This is a genomic window from Pseudomonas sp. Irchel 3E20 (assembly GCF_900187645.1).
Lineage (GTDB): Bacteria > Pseudomonadota > Gammaproteobacteria > Pseudomonadales > Pseudomonadaceae > Aquipseudomonas.
On record NZ_FYEE01000002.1, the window covers coordinates 589,551 to 608,270 of the forward strand.

Annotated in this window: 15 protein-coding genes and 4 tRNA genes; 15 read left to right on the forward strand and 4 right to left on the reverse strand. The window is 62.4% G+C overall.

What is annotated here, in order from left to right:
- Positions 1–109: 109 nt before the first annotated feature.
- The gene (locus CKW13_RS06040; RefSeq protein ID WP_176465069.1) at positions 110–1,600 is read right to left on the reverse strand and encodes an MDR family MFS transporter; all 1,491 of its coding nucleotides are present in this window, start codon (positions 1,598–1,600) and stop codon (positions 110–112) included.
- A gap of 49 nt (positions 1,601–1,649) precedes the next feature.
- Complete coding sequence (locus CKW13_RS06045) at positions 1,650–2,699, reverse strand: HlyD family secretion protein (protein ID WP_095107680.1); 1,050 nt, start codon at positions 2,697–2,699, stop codon at positions 1,650–1,652.
- A gap of 231 nt (positions 2,700–2,930) precedes the next feature.
- On the opposite strand from CKW13_RS06045, the gene gltX reads away from it, so the two are divergent.
- From gltX to CKW13_RS06095, 10 genes are all read left to right on the forward strand, one after another.
- A complete protein-coding gene (gltX, locus tag CKW13_RS06050; protein WP_095107681.1) occupies positions 2,931–4,412 on the forward strand; it encodes a glutamate--tRNA ligase in 1,482 nt (493 codons plus the stop codon).
- A 180-nt stretch (positions 4,413–4,592) separates the two neighbouring features.
- A tRNA-Ala gene (locus CKW13_RS06055) sits at positions 4,593–4,668 on the forward strand.
- A gap of 78 nt (positions 4,669–4,746) precedes the next feature.
- Positions 4,747–4,822: transfer RNA gene (locus CKW13_RS06060), tRNA-Glu, on the forward strand.
- 53 nt (positions 4,823–4,875) lie between these two features.
- Positions 4,876–4,951 (forward strand) — tRNA-Ala (locus CKW13_RS06065).
- Between the two features lie 79 nt (positions 4,952–5,030).
- Positions 5,031–5,106, forward strand: a tRNA-Glu gene (locus CKW13_RS06070).
- A 179-nt stretch (positions 5,107–5,285) separates the two neighbouring features.
- Positions 5,286–5,825, forward strand: coding sequence for a TetR/AcrR family transcriptional regulator (locus tag CKW13_RS06075; protein ID WP_095107682.1), 540 nt, complete (start codon positions 5,286–5,288; stop codon positions 5,823–5,825).
- Between the two features lie 29 nt (positions 5,826–5,854).
- Positions 5,855–6,688, forward strand: a complete 834-nt coding sequence (locus CKW13_RS06080) for an alpha/beta fold hydrolase (protein WP_095107683.1) — start codon at positions 5,855–5,857, stop codon at positions 6,686–6,688.
- A 49-nt stretch (positions 6,689–6,737) separates the two neighbouring features.
- Positions 6,738–7,214, forward strand: coding sequence for a thioesterase family protein (locus CKW13_RS06085; RefSeq protein ID WP_095107684.1), 477 nt, complete (start codon positions 6,738–6,740; stop codon positions 7,212–7,214).
- Positions 7,215–7,245: 31 nt separating this feature from the next.
- On the forward strand, positions 7,246–8,205 hold the full coding sequence (locus tag CKW13_RS06090) for a tRNA-dihydrouridine synthase (RefSeq protein WP_095107685.1): 960 nt from the start codon (positions 7,246–7,248) through the stop codon (positions 8,203–8,205).
- Between the two features lie 117 nt (positions 8,206–8,322).
- Positions 8,323–8,769: an Hsp20 family protein gene (locus CKW13_RS06095; protein ID WP_095107686.1), complete on the forward strand. Its 447-nt coding sequence runs from the start codon at positions 8,323–8,325 to the stop codon at positions 8,767–8,769.
- Positions 8,770–8,921: 152 nt separating this feature from the next.
- On the opposite strand, the gene CKW13_RS06100 is transcribed toward CKW13_RS06095, so the two are convergent.
- On the reverse strand, positions 8,922–12,200 hold the full coding sequence (locus tag CKW13_RS06100; RefSeq protein WP_095107687.1) for a PAS domain S-box protein: 3,279 nt from the start codon (positions 12,198–12,200) through the stop codon (positions 8,922–8,924).
- Positions 12,201–12,256: 56 nt separating this feature from the next.
- Positions 12,257–13,156: a LysR family transcriptional regulator gene (locus tag CKW13_RS06105; protein ID WP_095107688.1), complete on the reverse strand. Its 900-nt coding sequence runs from the start codon at positions 13,154–13,156 to the stop codon at positions 12,257–12,259.
- A gap of 154 nt (positions 13,157–13,310) precedes the next feature.
- Here CKW13_RS06105 and leuC point away from each other — a divergent pair, with 154 nt between their 5' ends.
- The 5 genes from leuC (at position 13,311) to asd (ending at position 18,604) form a co-directional block, all read left to right on the forward strand.
- Positions 13,311–14,729: a 3-isopropylmalate dehydratase large subunit gene (gene leuC / locus CKW13_RS06110; RefSeq protein ID WP_095107689.1), complete on the forward strand. Its 1,419-nt coding sequence runs from the start codon at positions 13,311–13,313 to the stop codon at positions 14,727–14,729.
- Between the two features lie 10 nt (positions 14,730–14,739).
- The gene (leuD, locus tag CKW13_RS06115; protein ID WP_095107690.1) at positions 14,740–15,384 is read left to right on the forward strand and encodes a 3-isopropylmalate dehydratase small subunit; all 645 of its coding nucleotides are present in this window, start codon (positions 14,740–14,742) and stop codon (positions 15,382–15,384) included.
- A gap of 134 nt (positions 15,385–15,518) precedes the next feature.
- Positions 15,519–16,280, forward strand: coding sequence for a class I SAM-dependent methyltransferase (locus tag CKW13_RS06120; protein WP_095107691.1), 762 nt, complete (start codon positions 15,519–15,521; stop codon positions 16,278–16,280).
- A 62-nt stretch (positions 16,281–16,342) separates the two neighbouring features.
- On the forward strand, positions 16,343–17,425 hold the full coding sequence (gene leuB / locus CKW13_RS06125; RefSeq protein WP_095107692.1) for a 3-isopropylmalate dehydrogenase: 1,083 nt from the start codon (positions 16,343–16,345) through the stop codon (positions 17,423–17,425).
- Positions 17,426–17,491: 66 nt separating this feature from the next.
- The gene (asd, locus tag CKW13_RS06130) at positions 17,492–18,604 is read left to right on the forward strand and encodes an aspartate-semialdehyde dehydrogenase (protein WP_095107693.1); all 1,113 of its coding nucleotides are present in this window, start codon (positions 17,492–17,494) and stop codon (positions 18,602–18,604) included.
- Positions 18,605–18,720 lie beyond the last annotated feature (116 nt).

Genomic DNA, 18,720 nt, shown 5'->3' on the forward strand with positions numbered 1-18,720 from the left:
ATTTACGGGGCCTATCGCGAGCAGGCTCGCTCCCACAAGGGCATGGCACCAGCCAACCTGTGGGGCCAGGCTCGCGATAAGGGCGCCGCCGGCACGCCGCCCCCTCGGGTTAATGCGCCTCCCCAGCCTTGATCCCCTGCGGCAATGCCCGGGTTAGCAGAATCGCCAGCATGCTGACCCCCAACGCAACCCCCACAAAGTGAAACGCATCGTTGTAGGCCATGATCTGCGCCTGTTGGTGGGCGATCTCGCTGAGTTTGCCCAAAGCAGCTGTTTCGTTGCCCAGGGTCGTGGTCAGGCTGGCCATGCGCTCGGCCACTTGCGGGTTGCCGGGCACGATGGCTTCGCGCAGGTAATCGAAGTAGGTCTTGGTCCGCGCATCCAGCAACGTGGCGAGCAGGGCGATGCCGATGGCACCGCCGAGGTTGCGCAGGATGTTGAACAGGCTCGACGCCGACCCCGCATCCTCGGGCAGGATGTAGGCGGTGGCGATCAGCGAGATGGTCACCATAATCAGCGGCTGGCCGAGGGCGCGGATGATCTGGATCTGGTTGAACTGCGGCCCGGCGAAGTCCGGGTTGAGCACACCAGAAGAAAAACTCGCCAGCCCGAACAGGCCGAACCCCAGGGTGCACAGCCATTTGGGCGAGACGAACTTCATCAGCTTGGGCACCAGCGGGATCAGGAACAGCTGCGGCACGCCCATCCACATGATGACTTCGCCGATCTGCAGGGCGTTGTAGTTCTGGATCTGCGCCAGGTACAGCGGTAGCAGGTAGATCGAGCCATAGAGCCCCACCCCCATGCCCAGGCTGGAAATGCTTGCCAGGCCAAAGTTGCGGTTGCGCAGGATGCCCAGGTTTATCAGCGGTTGGGGTTTGGACACCTGGATGATGACAAAAGCGATCAGGCAGAGCAGGGCAATGCTGCCCAGGCTGACGATCAGGCTCGACTCCAGCCAGTCCTTGCGGTGGCCCTCTTCGAGGAACACCTGCAAGCAGCCCAGGCCCACGCCCAGGGTGAGGATGCCACTGTAGTCGGTGCGCTTGAGCAACTCCCAGTGCGCCGCTTTCTTTTCCAGGCCATAGAGCAACCCGGCGATCATCAGTAGGCCGGGTGGCACGTTGATATAGAAGATGTATTCCCAGCCCCAGTTTTCCGTGAGCCAGCCGCCGATGGTCGGGCCTATGGACGGCGCAAACGTGGCCGTCATGGCGAACATCGCCATGCCTTTGGCGCGGTGGTGCTCGGGCAGCTTGATGAGGGTCAGGGTGAACGCCAGGGGGATCAGCGCGCCGCCGGTGAAGCCTTGCAGGGCGCGGAATACGATCATGCTCTCCAGGCTCCAGGCCATGGAGCACAGCAGGGACGCGAAGAGAAACCCCACCGACACCCACACCGCCAGGCGCCGCGCTGACAGTAACTGCACCAGCCACGCGGTGAGGGGGATCATGATGATTTCCGCCACCAGGTAGGAGGTGGAAATCCACGAGCCTTCTTCCAGGGTCGCCGACAGCGCGCCTTGGATGTCCTTGAGCGAAGAGTTGGTGATCTGGATGTCCAGCACCGCCATAAAGGCGCCGAGCATCACGCTCATCACTGCGATCCAGTCGCGCCGGGTCGGTTCGCCGACCGGGCGGATCAGGGCATCACCGGCCATCTGCTGGGGCGTCGTGGATGTTCACCTTGACGGTCACGGACATGCCCGGGCGTATCTTGCCCTTGAGCGGGTTGTTGGCGTCGAAAGTCAGTTTTACCGGAATCCGTTGTACGACCTTGGTGAAGTTGCCGGTGGCATTGTCTGGGGGCAGCAGGCTGAACTGCGCGCCCGAGGCGGCGAACAGGCTGTCAACCCGGGCCTGGATTGGTGTGTCGCCGTAGGCATCGAATATCAGCTCGGCCTGTTGCCCGGGCTGCATGTGGCCGATTTGGGTTTCTTTGAAATTGGCCTGAATCCAGATGTCCTGGTCGGGCACGATCGACAGCAAATAGGCGCCGGCCTGCACGTACTGGCCATTGCGCGCCGCGCGCTGGCCAATCAGCCCGCTGATGGGCGAGTGGATCTCGCTACGGGTCAGGTTCAGTTCGGCCTGGGCCAGGTCGGCGCGGGCGTTGGCGATTTGCGCCTCGAGGCGCTTGATCTCGGCGTTCAGCGCGTTGACCTGCTGGCGCTGGCCCTGGGCATCTGCTTGGGCTTTGGCCACTTGCGAGCGGGCGATGTGGTTGTCGGCGGACAGGGTGGTCACCCGTTCCTCGGAGACATAACCGGGTTTGCGCAAGGTCTGTGCCCGGGACAGGTCGATCTGCGAGCGGCCCAAGCTGGCCTGGCTGGAGGCCACTTGCGCTTCGCTCGCGGCGATCAGGCTGGCCTGCTGGGTCAGTTTGCTTTGTGCTTGCAAGCGTTCGGCCTCGCGGGTGGCGAGGGCGGCTTGGGCGCGTTCGATGGCCAGTTGAAAGTCATCGCCTTCAAGGCGCACCAATAACTGGCCTTTTTCCACATGTTGGTTGTCGCGCACCAGCACTTGTTCAACACGCGCGCCCAATTGGCTGGACACGCGGGTGATTTCGCCTTGGACGTAGGCGTTATCGGTGCTCTCGAAAAACCGCCCCTTGAAGAACCAGTGGGCGAACAGGCCCCCGGCCACCAGCAGGACGAGCAACAGGAAAATGGACAGACGACGCTTGAGTTGGGCAGGCATGGGCAGGCTGTAATCGAAAAGTGTAAGTAAATTTAACAGGCGGCGAATCTGGCAGATAGCCGACCAGTGGTAAATGCCCTGCGCTGATATTCAGTCATTCAGGGCTCTGGCGGTGAATTGCAGGCGCAACCTTGGCTTAAATGCCCTGTTCACTGGAGCGCGGTTACGTTGGCCTGTTACCATTCGGCCCTTGTTTCATCTCCGCTTTTTATATTCTTTTCGAGACATGCCATGACCACCGTCCGCACTCGCATCGCGCCATCGCCCACCGGCGATCCCCACGTCGGCACCGCCTACATCGCTTTGTTCAACTACTGCTTCGCCAAGCAGCACGGCGGCGAGTTCATCCTGCGTATCGAAGATACCGATCAGTTGCGTTCGACCCGTGAGTCCGAGCAGCAGATTTTCGATGCCTTGCGCTGGCTGGGCATCAACTGGAGCGAAGGCCCGGACGTGGGCGGCCCGCACGGCCCTTACCGGCAGAGCGAGCGCGGCGACATCTACAAGCAGTACACCCAGCAACTGGTGGAGATGGGCCACGCGTTCCCGTGCTTTTGCACCGCCGAAGAGCTTGACCAGATGCGTGCCGAGCAGATGGCGCGCGGTGAAACACCACGCTATGACGGCCGTGCCTTGCTGCTGCCGGCCGAAGAAGTGGCCCGGCGCCTGGCGGCCGGCGAGCCCCACGTGATCCGCATGAAAGTACCGAGCGAGGGCGTCTGCGTGGTGCCGGACATGCTGCGCGGCGATGTCGAGATCCCGTGGGATCGCATGGACATGCAGGTGTTGATGAAGACCGACGGCTTGCCGACCTACTTCCTGGCCAACGTGGTGGATGACCACTTAATGGGCATCACCCACGTGCTGCGCGGCGAAGAGTGGCTGCCGTCGGCGCCCAAGCTGATCCTCTTGTACGAGTACTTCGGCTGGGACCAACCGGAACTGTGCTACATGCCGCTGCTGCGTAACCCGGATAAGAGCAAGCTGTCCAAGCGCAAGAACCCGACCTCGGTGACCTTCTACGAGCGCATGGGTTTCATGCCTGAGGCGATGCTCAACTACCTGGGCCGCATGGGCTGGTCGATGCCGGACGAGCGCGAGAAGTTCTCGTTACAGGAGATGGTCGATCATTTCGACCTTAAGCGTGTGTCCCTGGGCGGGCCGATCTTCGACGTCGAGAAACTGTCGTGGCTCAACGGCCAGTGGCTGCGCGACCTGCCGGTGCAAGAGTTCGCCAGCCGCGTACAGAACTGGGCGCTGAACCCTGAATACATGATGAAAATCGCCCCTCACGTACAGGGCCGGGTCGAAACCTTCAGCCAGATCGCGCCGTTGGCGGGGTTCTTCTTCGCTGGCGGGGTCAACCCGGATGCGAAGCTGTTCGAGTCCAAGAAGCTGTCCGGCGACCAAGTGCGCCAGTTGATGCAGTTGATTCTGTGGAAACTGGAAAGCCTGCGTCAGTGGGAGAAGGACAGCATCACCGCGACCATTCAGGCTGTGGTCGAATCCCTGGAGTTGAAACTGCGCGACGCCATGCCGCTGATGTTCGCCGCCATTACCGGGCAGGCCAGTTCGGTGTCGGTGCTCGATGCCATGGAAATCCTCGGCCCGGATTTGACCCGTTTCCGTCTGCGCCAGGCCATTGATTTACTCGGTGGCGTGTCGAAGAAAGAAAACAAAGAGTGGGAAAAACTGTTGGGCGCGATTGCCTGAAGCGGTATGCGGCCGCCGACGCTGACATGGGCGGCGGTCGCAGGAGTGGGTTAAACCCCGGATTTTCGAGGGGAGGGCGGTAAGTGATTGTTATGTCGGCAAAAATTTTTGATTATTTTTAAAAATAAGTTTGACAGCCTTTCGATACGCCCTTAAGATTCGCCCCGTCCTCACCGATGAGGGGCTATAGCTCAGCTGGGAGAGCGCTTGCATGGCATGCAAGAGGTCGACGGTTCGATCCCGTCTAGCTCCACCAATTACAGGTTCAAGGCCTGGCCACACCGACCTTGAATCGATCAGTTCTCAGCGCTGATCTGTTGTTAGAAGGGTTTGCGTCCCCTTCGTCTAGTGGCCTAGGACACCGCCCTTTCACGGCGGTAACAGGGGTTCGAGTCCCCTAGGGGACGCCAGTATTACAGAAGCAGTGTCGTCAGATGTTGCTCCGCCGCGAGGCGAAAAATCTGGGGCTATAGCTCAGCTGGGAGAGCGCCTGCATGGCATGCAGGAGGTCAGCGGTTCGATCCCGCTTAGCTCCACCAATTTACAATTCAAGGTTTGGCCACACCGGCCTTGAATCGACCGGCTCTCAGCACCGGTCAGTTGTATAGAAGGTTTTGCGTCCCCTTCGTCTAGTGGCCTAGGACACCGCCCTTTCACGGCGGTAACAGGGGTTCGAGTCCCCTAGGGGACGCCACGATTACCCGCTCTGCGGGATTTATAAGGGTCATTCAATTATTGAATGGCCCTTTTGTTTGTCTGGCGTTCGCCGATTCTGTCTTTCCTCAATTGTGTTCTTCTGACTGGCGGTTAATTTAAAGCTTGCGAAATTTTATTATGAGAATAATATTTCGTTCGTAATATTTGGAGATTGTCATGAACGACAAAAAAGCACATACCCGCGAACGCATTCTGCAAGCCGCCAGCGCCGCCCTTGTGCAGCGCGGGCCGGCCGAGCCCAGCGTGGGGGAGGTCATGGGCGGGGCGGGGCTGACCGTGGGTGGCTTCTACGCGCACTTTGAAAGCAAGGACGCGTTGATGCTGGAGGCGTTCACCCAGTTGCTCGCCCAGCGCCGTGCGCTGATCGCCCAGCTCGATGCCGGCCTCAGCGGTGAAGAGCGTCGCGCGTTGGTGGCTGCGTTCTACCTGTCGCGCAAGCACCGCGACAGCGCCGAGCATGCCTGCCCGATTCCAGCCTCCATCGGTGAAATGGGACGCTTGCCGGATGACTTTCGCCAAGCCTTGGCCGAACACATGGAGTTGATGCTGGCGCAATTGGCGGACAGCCCGGAAGACACCGACAAGGCCTTGGCCGATATCGCGCTGATGGTAGGCGGCTTGGCTCTGGCGCGTGCTTTGGGGCCGGGGGAGTTATCCGATCGGATGCTGCGGGCCGCCAAATCGGCGGTGGTGTGATTTCAAGGGTCAGCCTGAGGATGTGAGCAATGAGCACGTTGAGCTGGGTTAGAGGCGTTAACAGCACCCTGGGTTGGTTCGCTCCGGGGTTTATGGCGAAGAAAATGCGCCTGGCGTTCATGAAGCCCCGGGACATGCCACCCCGTGACTGGGAGCTGCCGCTGCTGGCGAGTGCCGAGCGGATCACCTTGCGCTTCGGGCTGTCGGCCCTGCGCTGGGGGGAAGGGCCTACGGTGTTGTTGATGCACGGCTGGGAAGGGCGGCCGACCCAGTTCGCCAGCCTGATCGATGCGCTGGTCGCGGCCGGGTATTCGGTTGTCGCGCTGGACGGCCCGGCCCACGGCCGTTCGCCCGGCCATGAAGCTAACGTGATGCTGTTTGCCCGCGCCATAGTCGAGGCCTCTGCCGAGTTGCCGCCGCTGCAAGCGGTGATCGGTCACTCGATGGGAGGTGCCAGCGCCATGCTCGCGGCGCAATTGGGCCTGCGCACGCAAACCCTGGTGTGTATTTCCGCGCCGGCGCGGATTCTTGCAGTGCTGCGTGGTTTTGCCCGCTATGTCGGCTTGCCACCCAAGGCGCGTTCGGCGTTTATCCGCCATGTGGAGCGGGATGTGGGCGTCCCCGCCGCGAAGCTGGACGTGGCGCACTACCAATTGGCCATGCCCGGGCTGATCGTGCACGCCGAAGATGACCTGTTCGTCCCGGTGGCCGAGTCGCAATTGATCCACGAGGCCTGGTTCGACAGCCGTTTGCTACGCCTGCCCGAAGGGGGCCATCAGCGCGTGTTGGCCGATCCGCGGCTGATCGAGGGCGTGCTGGCCCTGCTGGCCAACCGCAGCACGGCCGAACGCCAATCGGCCTGAGCATCCGGTACACTGCCCCGGTCCAATTGAATCGACCGGGGAGTGACCCATGGGCTGGGATCTGGCAACGCCTTTTATCATTGATCTACAGGTGGCCGCCGAGGACATTGACGGCCTCGGGCATGCCAACAACGCCGTTTACGTGACGTGGCTCGAACGTTGCGCCTGGCGCCATTCCCAACGCCTGGGGCTGGACCTGGTGGAGTATCGGCGTCTGGACCGTGCCATGGCGGTGGTGCGCCATGAGATCGACTACCTCGCCGCAGCCTATGAAGACGATGAGCTGCAACTGGCCACCTGGATCATCGACTGGGATCAGCGCCTGAAAATGACCCGGCGTTTCCAACTGGTGCGCCCGCGTGACAACACGACCCTGCTGCGGGCGCAAACCACTTTTGTCTGCATCGAATTGTCCACGGGCAAGCCCAAGCGCATGCCTGCCGAGTTCATCGCAGGCTATGGCCCGGCCGTGCGGGATGAGGCCGTCCCGTCCGGGGAAATACCCGCCATGCGCCGAAACCCGTAAACTGCCGCACGTTTTTCGTTGAGTGTTTTCCATGCAAATTGCTTTAGCGCCCATGGAGGGGTTGGTCGACAACATCCTGCGCGATGTTTTGACTCGGGTCGGCGGCATCGACTGGTGCGTGACCGAGTTCATCCGGATCAACGACCAGTTGCTCACCCCCGCCTACTTCCACAAATTCGGACCGGAACTGCTGAATGGCGCCAAGACCGCTTCGGGCGTGCCGTTGCGCGTACAGTTGCTCGGCTCCGACCCGGTGTGCCTGGCGGAAAACGCCGCGTTGGCGTGCGAGTTGGGCAGCGAGGTGATCGACCTGAACTTTGGCTGCCCGGCCAAGACTGTCAACAAGTCCCGGGGTGGCGCGGTGCTGCTCAAGGAGCCGGAATTGCTCAACCGCATCGTCGAGCAGGTGCGTCGCTCGGTGCCGGCCCATATCCCGGTGACCGCCAAGATGCGCCTGGGTTTTGACAGCCCGGACGGTTCCCTGGTCTGCGCCACTGCGCTGGCCGAGGGCGGGGCCGAGCATATCGTGGTGCACGCGCGGACCAAGACCGACGGCTACAAGCCGCCCGCCCACTGGGAGTGGATTCCCCGCGTGCAGGAGGTGGTCAAGGTGCCGGTGTTCGCCAATGGCGATATCTGGAGCGTCGAGGACTGGCGCCGCTGCCGCGAAATCAGCGGCGTGGAGGACATTATGCTGGGCCGTGGCCTGGTCTCGCGCCCGGACCTGGCGCGGCAAATCGCGGCGGCGCGGGCCGGCGAAGAAGTGGTCGAGATGACCTGGGCCGAACTCTTGCCGCTGCTCCAGGACTTCTGGCTGCAAGCCAAGGCGCAGATGACTGCGCGCCAATCGCCGGGGCGCCTCAAGCAGTGGCTGGCGATGCTGACCCGTAATTACCCCGAGGCAGTGGCATTGTTCACCCTGTTGCGGCGCGAAACCGAGCTCGATCAGGTCTCGCGTCTGCTCGGTTTACCGGTGCCCAAGGCGGCCTGAAAAAAAATAAAAAAAGACGCTTGAAATGCCATCAGTGGTCCTTATCTAGGGGTTAGGCGATGCCGAAGTCGGGTCGCCCTGCTAAAAACCTTGCTGATATTTCAGGAGACTTGAACCATGAGTACTGCATTTTCCCTGGCCCCCCTGTTTCGTTCCTCGGTGGGTTTCGATCGCTTCAACGACCTGTTCGAGACCGCTTTGCGCAACGAGCCCGGCAGCAGCTACCCACCCTACAACGTGGAAAAACACGGTGACGACCAATACCGCATCGTGATCGCTGCCGCAGGCTTCCAGGAGCAAGACTTGGAGCTGCAAGTCGAAAAAGGCGTACTGACCGTCAGTGGTGGCAAGCGTGACGCCAACGAAGATGTCACCTACCTGCACCAAGGCATCGCCCAGCGTGCGTTCAAACTGTCGTTCCGCCTGGCCGACCACATCGAGATCAAGGCGGCCGACCTGAGCAACGGTCTGTTGAGCATCGACTTGCTGCGCGTCGTGCCGGAAGAAGCCAAAGCCAAGCGCATCCCCATCAATGGCGCGCAAAACCGGGCGCTGCAGCACTAAGCCCAAGCCCATAAAGGGCGTCGTTAGCGTAATGCCAGTCAGCGAGTAAGCTGGCTGGCATTTTTTTTGGGCCCTCGTTCACCAGGGTGCAGTCGGATGCATGTCGATGAGCCCACCCTGATCCATTGGGGGCGGTGTAGCCCATGACGCCCTTACTTGAGCAACAACTCAAACGCCGCCAACGGCAGCGGCCGGCTGTGCAGGTAGCCTTGGTAGAGGTGACAGCCCAGGCCCTGGAGGAAGTCCAGTTGTTCCTGGGTTTCCACGCCTTCGGCGATCACCGCCAGGTGCAGGCTCAGGGCCATGGCGACGATGGCGCGGATGATTTCTGCGTCGTTGGGGTCGTGGGTGGCATCGCGCACGAAGGACTGGTCGATTTTCAGCGCGTCCACCGGCAGGCGCTTGAGGTAGGTCAGGGAGGAGTAACCGGTGCCGAAGTCGTCCATGGCAAAGCTGACGCCCAGTTTTTTCAAGCGGCGCATTTTGTTGATGGTGTCGTCCAGGTTCTGGATCACGATGCCTTCGGTGATTTCCAGTTTCAGCAGGCCGAAGGGCAATTGGTGGCTGCGCAGGCTGTGTTCGATGCGTTCGACAAAGTCGTTCTGGCGGAACTGGCGCGGGCTGATGTTCACGCACAGGCTGAAATCCTGTGGGTCGATCAGGTGTTGGTCGATTAGGTGGCGGAAGGCCCGGCAGGCCTCGTCGAGGATCCAGGTGCCGACTTCGAGGATCAGGCCGCTGTCTTCCAGGACCTTGATGAATTCGCTCGGCGACTGCGCGCCCAGTTGTGGGTGTTGCCAGCGCAGCAGGGCTTCGGCGCCGACGATGCGGTGGCCGCGGGCGTCTATCTGCGGCTGGTAGTGCAGGCTGAATTCGCCCCGGGCCAGGGCCAGGCGCAGGTCGGTTTCCATGCGCAGGCGTTCGCTGGCGGCTTTTTGCATGGTGGTGTGGAACATCTGCGTGGTGTTGCGCCCCGAATCTTTGGCGCGGTACAGGGCGATGTCGGCGCGTTTGAGCAGGTCGGCCGGGGTGGAGCCGTGGTCGGGGATCAGGGCGATACCGATGCTGGGGGTGACCTGTAGGCGCTGGCCGTCAAGGAACATAGGCTCAGACAGCAATTCGCGCAGGGTGTCGGCCACTTGCCGCACCTGGGCGCTGACCTCGCCGCGTGAACCTTCCAGGCCACTGAGCAGCACCACGAACTCGTCTCCCCCTAAGCGCGCCACAGTGTCTTCCATGCGCACGCTGGCTTCCAGGCGCGCGGTGACGATTTTCAGCACGGTGTCGCCCACCGGGTGTCCGAGGGAATCGTTGATGTGCTTGAAGTGGTCCAGGTCGAGGAACAGCAGGGCGCCGCGCAGGTTATGGCGCTTGAGCAGGGCGATCTGCTGGCTCAGGCGATCCATCAGCAGGGCGCGGTTGGGCAGGTTGGTCAGCGGGTCGTGGTAGGCCAGGTGGCGGATCTGCGCTTCGGCATTCTTCAACAGGCTGACGTCCCGCGCGGTCAGTAGCAGGCACGGCACCTCGTTGAGAGTGATGGGCTCCACCGAGACTTCCACGATAAGGGGTTCGCCGCGCTTGTTGCGCCCGAGCATCTCCTGATGATGTACCCGGCCCTTGGCCCGTAGTTCTGCCAACAGGTCGGCGCGTTGTTTTTCTTCCGCCCAGATACCCACTTGGTAAGCGGTACGGCCGATCACCTCGTCGGCGCGGTAGCCGGTGAGGCGGCAGAAGCCATCGTTGACTTCCAGGTAGCGGCCGCTGTCGCGCTCGGTAATGGTGATGGCGTCGGGGCTGGAGTGAAAAGCCTTGGCGAATTTCTCTTCGCTGGCCTTGAGCGCAGCTTCGGAGCGTTGTTGCTGGGTGATGTCGCGCAGGGTGGTGACGCTGCACGGCTGGTTACCGACGCTGATCTGGCGGCTGGAGATCACGCACGTCAGGGCTCGGCCGTCCTTGTGGTGAACGACAATGGCGACATTGGTCAGTGCTTGCTCGCGGATCACTTGCTCGATGCGTTGCTGACGTTGCCCGGTGTTGTCCCACAGGCCGATCTGGTCGGCGCTGCGTGCCATCACGTCGGCGGCGGTCCAGCCGAAGGTCTGGGTGAACGCGGAGTTGATTTCGATGAATTGGCCGGTGTCCTGGCGGGTGACGCAAATCGGGTCCGGGCTGACCTGGAACAGGCTGGCGAATTTCTCCTCGGAAGCCACCAGGCGTTGTTCGCGCTCGACCTGGTCGGTGATGTCCAGCAGGGTGCCCGCCATGCGCAGCGGCGCGCCGTGTTCGTCGCGGTAGAGGCGGGCGCGGCTTTCCAGGTAGCGCGAGCTGCCGTCGGCCAGTTGCACGCGGTAGGTCAGTTGGTAGTTGCCGGCCGGGCCCTCGCGTAGGCTGCGATAGGCGTTGCGCATGCTGTCGCGTTCTTCGCCGGGCACGCCCTCGAAAAAGGCGTCGAAGGATTCGTGGAAGGGGATCGGGTCCAGGCCATGCAACTGCGCGGCGCGGGCCGAACCGTAGAGCATGCCGCTGGGAATGTGCCAGTCCCAGGTGCCCAATTGCGCCGATTCCAGGGCCAGGTCCAAGCGTTCCTGGCTGTCCTTGAGGGCGTGCTCGGCGTTCTTGCGTTCGCTGGTGTCGAGAAAGGTACTGAGCAGGTAAGGCTGGCCTTCCAACTCGACTTTTTGCGCACTGAGGATGCCGTCGTGCAGTTGCCCGCTGCGGGCGCGGAACTGCACTTCCATGCTGACCAGCTCGCCCTTGGCGTGGGTAGCGTGGATCAGGTGCGCGCGTTGCTCGGGATGAACCCACAGGCCCAGTTCCAGGGTCGTGCGGCCAATCACATCCTTGGCGGGCCAGCCGAACAGGCTCTCGAAATACTGGTTGGCTTCGCTTATCAGGCCGTCTTCCTGGCGGGTCAGCAGCACCATGTTGGGGGACAGTTGGAACAGGGTCGCGAAACGCTTTTCCGAGCTGCTCAAGGCCTGTTCGCGTTGGCGTTGGTGGGTGACTTCGCGGATCACGCCGATCATGCGCGGTTTGCCGTTTTTATCCGGGAGCAGGCTGCCGTTGATTTCCAGCCAGTGCAGGCTGCCGTCCGGCCAGCAGATGCGGTGGTGCATGGCTTGCTCCAGCGGCGCGCCGGCCAGCACGGCGTGAATGGCGCGCAGGGTTTTGGCGCGATCCTGCGGGGGGAGCAGGTCCAGGTAGTTGAGGTCGGCCGGTAAGGGTTGCTTGGGGTCGAAGCCGAACAGCGCCTGGGTGCCCCGCGACCAACTGATCTGCCCACTCTCGATGTCCCAATACCAGGCGCCCAAGCGGGCGCCATTGAGCGCGGCGAGCAACTGCGGCGCACTTTCCCAGCTCTGCTCCGAGGTATGCGGGTCGAGGGCCTGGATGCGTGGCATGGGCGGAACACGGTCAGCGGGTGTGTGCATTGAGAGCAGGCCTTAGGCTGAATAAAGCGTTTAGCGCAAGGGTTTCAGGGCATGGCTCAGGCGATGGATGCCGGCTTGCGTGGCAGATCGATCTGGGCATCCAGTAAGGCCATGAAAGCCCGCGCAGCATTCGACAGCGTCCTTTCGGTGTGCAGGATATAGCCTAGCTGGCGCGTAAGCTGTATGCCCGGCAACGGAATGCGCGCCACTTGGTCGTCCAGCATGGTCCGCGGCAGCACACTCCAGGCCAAGCCAATGGAGACCATCATTTTTATGGTTTCCAGATAGTTAGTGCTCATGGCGATGTTCGGCGTCAAGCCCTGGGTTTCAAACAGGCGATGGACAATATGGTGGGTAAAGGTGTTGCCGCCGGGAAACACCGCCGGGTGCGAGGCGATATCCGTCAGGCTGACCGCACCGTTGCTCGCCAGCGAGTGCTCGGGGGCAGCGACGAAATCCAGTGGGTCGTCCCACACCGGCGTGGCGCGCACCAGCGAGTGAGGCTCCGGGGCCAGGGTGATGACCGCCAGTTCCGCACGGCCGTGGAGAATTTCCTCGTAGGCCACTTCCGAATCGAGAAACTGAATATCCAGTGCCACCTGTGGGTATTGCCGGGTGAAGGTCCGCAGCAAGGGTGGCAAGCGATGCAGGCCGATGTGATGGCTGGTGGCCAAGGTCAGGCGCCCGGTCACTTCGCCGGTCAGGTTGGTCAGGGCGCGGCGGGTGTCGTCCAGCACATTGAGGATCTGGTAGGCCCGTGGCAGCAAGGCGCGCCCGGCTTCGGTCAGGCTCACTTCGCGGCCCAGGCGATCGAACAGGCGCACATTCAATTGCTGCTCAAGGCCTGCGATGCGTTTGCTGATGGCCGGTTGGGTCAGGTGCAGGTGTTCGCCGGCGCCGGAGAAGCTGCCGGTTTCGGCGATGGCGATGAAGGCATTGAGGTTGGCCAGGTCCATGGTTGTATTCCAGATAGTTATCCAAAGCATAAAAAATATGAATTTGAGTTATTCAATGTAACGCCATAGGATCGACCTCACAAGCCAAAGGGTTATTGAGCCGCTTCAAGGCCCGGGGCATAGAAGATAGATACGCGCTGATGAGGACCGTCTGATGGCTGGCAAGACGCTTTACGACAAGCTCTGGGATTCCCACGAAGTGAAACGACGCGACGACGGTTCGTCGCTGATCTACATCGATCGTCACATCATCCACGAAGTGACCTCGCCCCAAGCTTTCGAAGGCCTGCGCCTGGCCGGGCGCAAGCCTTGGCGCGTTGACTCGATCATCGCCACCCCCGACCACAACGTGCCGACCACCCCGGACCGCAAGGGCGGGATCGAGGCCATTACCGACCAGGTGTCGCGCCTGCAAGTGCAGACCCTGGACGACTACTGCGACGAGTACGGCATCACCGAGTTCAAGATGAACGACGTGCGCCAGGGCATCGTCCACGTCATCGGCCCGGAGCAGGGCGCAACCTTGCCGGGTATGACCGTGGTCTGCGGTGACTCCCACACCTCCACCCACGGCGCCTTCGGTGCGCTGGCCCACGGCATCGGCACCTCCGAGGTGGAGCATGTGTTCGCTACCCAGTGCCTGGTGGCCAAAAAGATGAAGAACATGCTGGTGCGCGTGGAAGGGCAATTGCCGTTCGGCGTCACCGCCAAGGACATTGTCCTCGCGGTGATCGGCAAGATCGGCACCGCCGGCGGCAATGGCCACGCCATCGAGTTCGCCGGCAGCGCGATTCGCGACCTGTCGGTCGAAGGCCGCATGACCATCTGCAACATGTCCATCGAGGCCGGTGCCCGCGTGGGCCTGGTGGCGGCGGACGAAAAAACCGTGGCCTACGTCAAGGACCGCCCGTTCTCGCCCAAGGGCGCGGAATGGGACCTGGCGGTAGAAGCCTGGAAAGACCTGGTGTCTGACGCCGATGCGGTGTTCGACACGGTGGTCGAACTCGACGCAACGCAGATCAAGCCGCAAGTCAGTTGGGGCACCTCGCCGGAGATGGTGTTGGCAGTGGACCAGAACGTGCCCGATCCGGCCCGCGAACCGGACCTGGTCAAGCGCGGTTCCATCGAGCGCGCCTTGAAGTACATGGGCCTGTCGGCCAACCAGGCGATCACCGATATCCAGCTCGATCGCGTGTTCATCGGTTCGTGCACCAACTCGCGGATCGAAGACTTGCGCGCCGCAGCGGTCATCGCCAAGGGCCGCAAAGTGGCGTCCACCATCAAGCAGGCCATCGTGGTCCCGGGTTCCGGCTTGGTGAAGGCCCAGGCCGAAGCCGAAGGCCTGGACAAGATTTTCCTCGACGCCGGTTTTGAATGGCGCGAGCCGGGTTGCTCCATGTGCCTGGCGATGAACCCGGACCGCTTGGAATCAGGCGAGCATTGCGCCTCGACCTCCAACCGCAACTTCGAGGGGCGCCAAGGCGCCGGTGGCCGCACCCACCTCGTCAGCCCGGCCATGGCCGCGGCGGCGGCAGTGAACGGTCGTTTCATCGACGTTCGTGAATTGATCTGAGGAACTACCGATGAGAGCTTTTACCCAGCACACAGGTTTGGTCGCGCCATTGGATCGGGCCAACGTCGATACCGACCAGATCATTCCCAAGCAATTTCTCAAGTCGATCAAGCGCACCGGTTTCGGCCCCAACCTGTTCGATGAGTGGCGCTACCTGGACGTGGGCTACGCCTACCAGGACAACTCCAAGCGCCCGTTGAACAAGGATTTCGTGCTCAACGCCGAGCGTTACCAGGGCGCCAGCGTCCTGTTGGCCCGGGAGAACTTCGGCTGCGGCTCCAGCCGCGAACACGCGCCCTGGGCCCTGGAAGAGTACGGTTTTCGCAGCATCATCGCGCCCAGCTACGCCGATATCTTCTTCAACAACAGCTTCAAGAACGGCTTGCTGCCGATCATCCTCAGCGACGCCGAAGTCGATGAGTTGTTCCAGCAAGTCGAGGCCAACCCCGGCTACCAGTTGACCATCGACCTGGCCGCGCAAACCGTGACCCGCCCGGACGGCAAGGTCTACCACTTCGAGCTCGATGCGTTTCGCAAGCACTGCTTGATTAATGGCCTGGACGACATCGGCCTGACCTTGCAGGACGGCGACGCCATTGCCGCGTTCGAGGCCAAGCACCGGGCGAGCCAGCCGTGGCTGTTTCGCGATGCTTGATGTGCGGTAGATCGCCCTGACGCCTTCGCGGGCAGGCCCGCTCCCACCGGCCGATGCGCGAATGCAGTCAAGTGGGGGAGCGGGCTTGCCCGCGATAGCGCCAGTATCCATGCCACAAACCCAAGGAACTCATCATGACCACCGCCCACACCCAAGTCGTGCAAAAGCAGTTCGGCGAACAGGCCTCGGCCTACCTGAGCAGCGCAGTTCACGCCCAGGGCACTGAATTCGCGCTGCTCCAGGCCGAACTGGCCGGGCAGGGCGAGGCGCGCTTGCTGGACCTGGGCTGCGGTGCCGGGCATGTGAGCTTCCATGTGGCGCCGTTGGTCAAGGAAGTGGTCGCCTACGACCTCTCCCAGCAGATGCTCGACGTGGTGGCCGCCGCCGCAGTAGATCGTGGCCTGGGCAACATCCGCACCGTACAGGGCGCTGCCGAGCGCTTGCCGTTTGCCGATGGCGAGTTCGATTTCGTGTTCAGCCGCTATTCGGCCCACCACTGGAGCGACCTGGGCCTGGCGCTGCGGGAAGTGCGCCGGGTGCTCAAGCCCGGTGGCGTGGCGGCATTCGTCGATGTGTTGTCGCCGGGCAGCCCGTTGCTCGACACCTACCTGCAAAGCGTCGAGGTACTGCGCGACACCAGCCACGTGCGCGATTACGATGCTGGCCAGTGGCTGCGCCAGGTCAGCGACGCCGGCCTGCATGTGCGCAGCACCTCGCGCCAGCGCCTGCGGTTGGAGTACAGCTCCTGGGTGGCGCGGATGCGCACGCCAGAAGCCTTGTGCATAGCGATCCGGCAGTTGCAGCAGGCCATGGGCCAGGAAGTGCGCGACTACTTCGAGATCGAGGCCGACGGCTCCTTCAGTACCGACGTGCTGGTGCTGTGGGCCGAGCGCTAGGCACGCACCTAAATTTTTCCGGACGGGCCCGCGGGCCGGTCGCTAGATAACAAGAGGAAAGCATGAGCAAGCAGATTCTGATTCTCCCGGGTGACGGCATTGGTCCGGAAATCATGGCCGAAGCGGTCAAAGTCCTGGAACTGGCTAACCACAAGTATGCCTTGGGCTTCGAGCTGAGCCACGACGTGATCGGCGGCGCGGCCATCGACAAGCACGGCGTGCCCCTGGCCGACGAAACCCTGGACCGCGCCCGCGCCGCTGACGCGGTCCTGCTGGGTGCCGTGGGTGGGCCGAAATGGGACAAGATCGAGCGCGACATCCGCCCTGAGCGCGGTCTGCTGAAAATCCGTGCGCAACTGGGCCTGTTCGGCAACCTGCGCCCGGCGATCCTTTACCCGCAACTGGCCGACGCCTCAAGCCTGAAACCGGAAATCGTCTCGGGCCTGGACATCCTTATCGTCCGCGAGCTGACCGGCGGCATCTACTTCGGCGCGCCCCGTGGCACCCGCACCCTGGAAAACGGCGAGCGCCAGGCCTACGACACCCTGCCGTACAGCGAAAGCGAGATCCGCCGCATCGCCCGCGTGGGCTTTGACATGGCCCGGGTGCGCGGCAAGAAGGTCTGCTCGGTGGACAAGGCCAACGTGCTGGCCTCCAGCCAACTGTGGCGCGAAATCGTCGAGCAAGTGGCCCAGGACTACCCGGACGTCGAACTGAGCCACATGTACGTGGACAACGCCGCCATGCAACTGGTGCGCGCGCCCAAGCAGTTCGACGTGATCGTCACCGACAACCTGTTCGGCGACATTCTGTCCGACCAGGCGTCAATGCTCACCGGCTCCATCGGCATGCTGCCCTCGGCCTCCCTGGATGCCAACAACAAGGGCATGTACGAGCCGTGCCACGGTTCGGCGCCGGATATCGCGGGCCAGGGCATCGCCAACCCGCTGGCAACCATTTTGTCGGTGTCGATGATGTTGCGTTACAGCTTCAATCTGAACGCCGCCGCCGATGCCATCGAGCAGGCCGTCAGCCAGGTGCTGGACCAGGGCTTGCGCACCGGGGATATCTGGTCGGCCGGTTGCACTAAAGTCGGGACGCAGGAAATGGGCGACGCAGTAGTCGCCGCGCTGCGGAATCTGTAATCTCTCGGGCCGCGCTTGGCGCCGATGGCGGCGAGCGAGCCCACTTTTTAACAAGGTGTAGTTGCGATGAAACGTGTAGGTCTGATCGGTTGGCGCGGCATGGTCGGTTCCGTGCTCATGCAGCGGATGCTGGAAGAGCAGGACTTCGATCTTATCGAACCGGTGTTTTTCACCACTTCCAATGTCGGTGGCCAAGGCCCGTCCGTGGGCAAGGACATTGCCCCGCTCAAGGACGCGTACAGCATTGAAGAGCTGAAAACCCTCGACGTGATCCTGACCTGCCAGGGCGGCGACTACACCAGCGAAGTCTTCCCCAAGCTGCGCGAAGCGGGCTGGCAGGGCTACTGGATCGACGCCGCGTCCAGCCTGCGCATGCAGGACGACGCCGTGATCGTGCTGGACCCGGTGAACCGCAAGGTCATCGACCAGCAACTCGACGCGGGCACCAAGAACTATATCGGCGGCAACTGCACCGTCAGCCTGATGCTCATGGGCCTGGGCGGCCTGTTCGAGGCTGGCCTGGTGGAATGGATGAGCGCCATGACCTATCAGGCGGCCTCCGGTGCCGGCGCGCAGAACATGCGCGAACTGATTAAGCAGATGGGCGCGACCCACGCTGCGGTCGCCGATCAACTGGCCGACCCGGCCAGCGCCATCCTCGATATCGACCGGCGTGTGGCCGAAGCCATGCGCAGCGAAGCCTACCCGACCGAAAACTTTGGCGTGCCGCTGGCGGGCAGCCTGATTCCGTGGATCGACAAGGAACTGCCTAACGGCCAGAGCCGAGAAGAGTGGAAGGCCCAGGCCGAAACCAACAAGATCCTGGGCCGCTTCAAGAGCCCGATCCCGGTGGACGGCATCTGCGTGCGCATCGGCGCGATGCGCTGCCACAGCCAGGCGCTGACCATCAAGCTCAACAAAGACGTGCCGATCGCCGATATCGAAGGGCTTATCAGCCAGCACAACCCGTGGGTCAAACTGGTGCCGAACCAACGCGATATCAGCATGCAGGAGCTGAGCCCGACCAAGGTCACCGGCACCCTGAATGTACCCGTGGGCCGCTTGCGCAAACTGAACATGGGCACTCAGTACCTGGGCGCGTTCACCGTCGGCGACCAGTTGCTGTGGGGTGCGGCCGAGCCGCTGCGGCGCATGCTGCGGATCCTACTGGAGCGTTGATCCTTTCGTGTTGTAGAAGAACCCGCGCCTTGCAAGAAGCGCGGGTTTTTTTATGGCGCAATGGGTTTGCCCGCGATGGCCTTTAATTGCCTGCATGCCACCCACCCGGTAAAGTG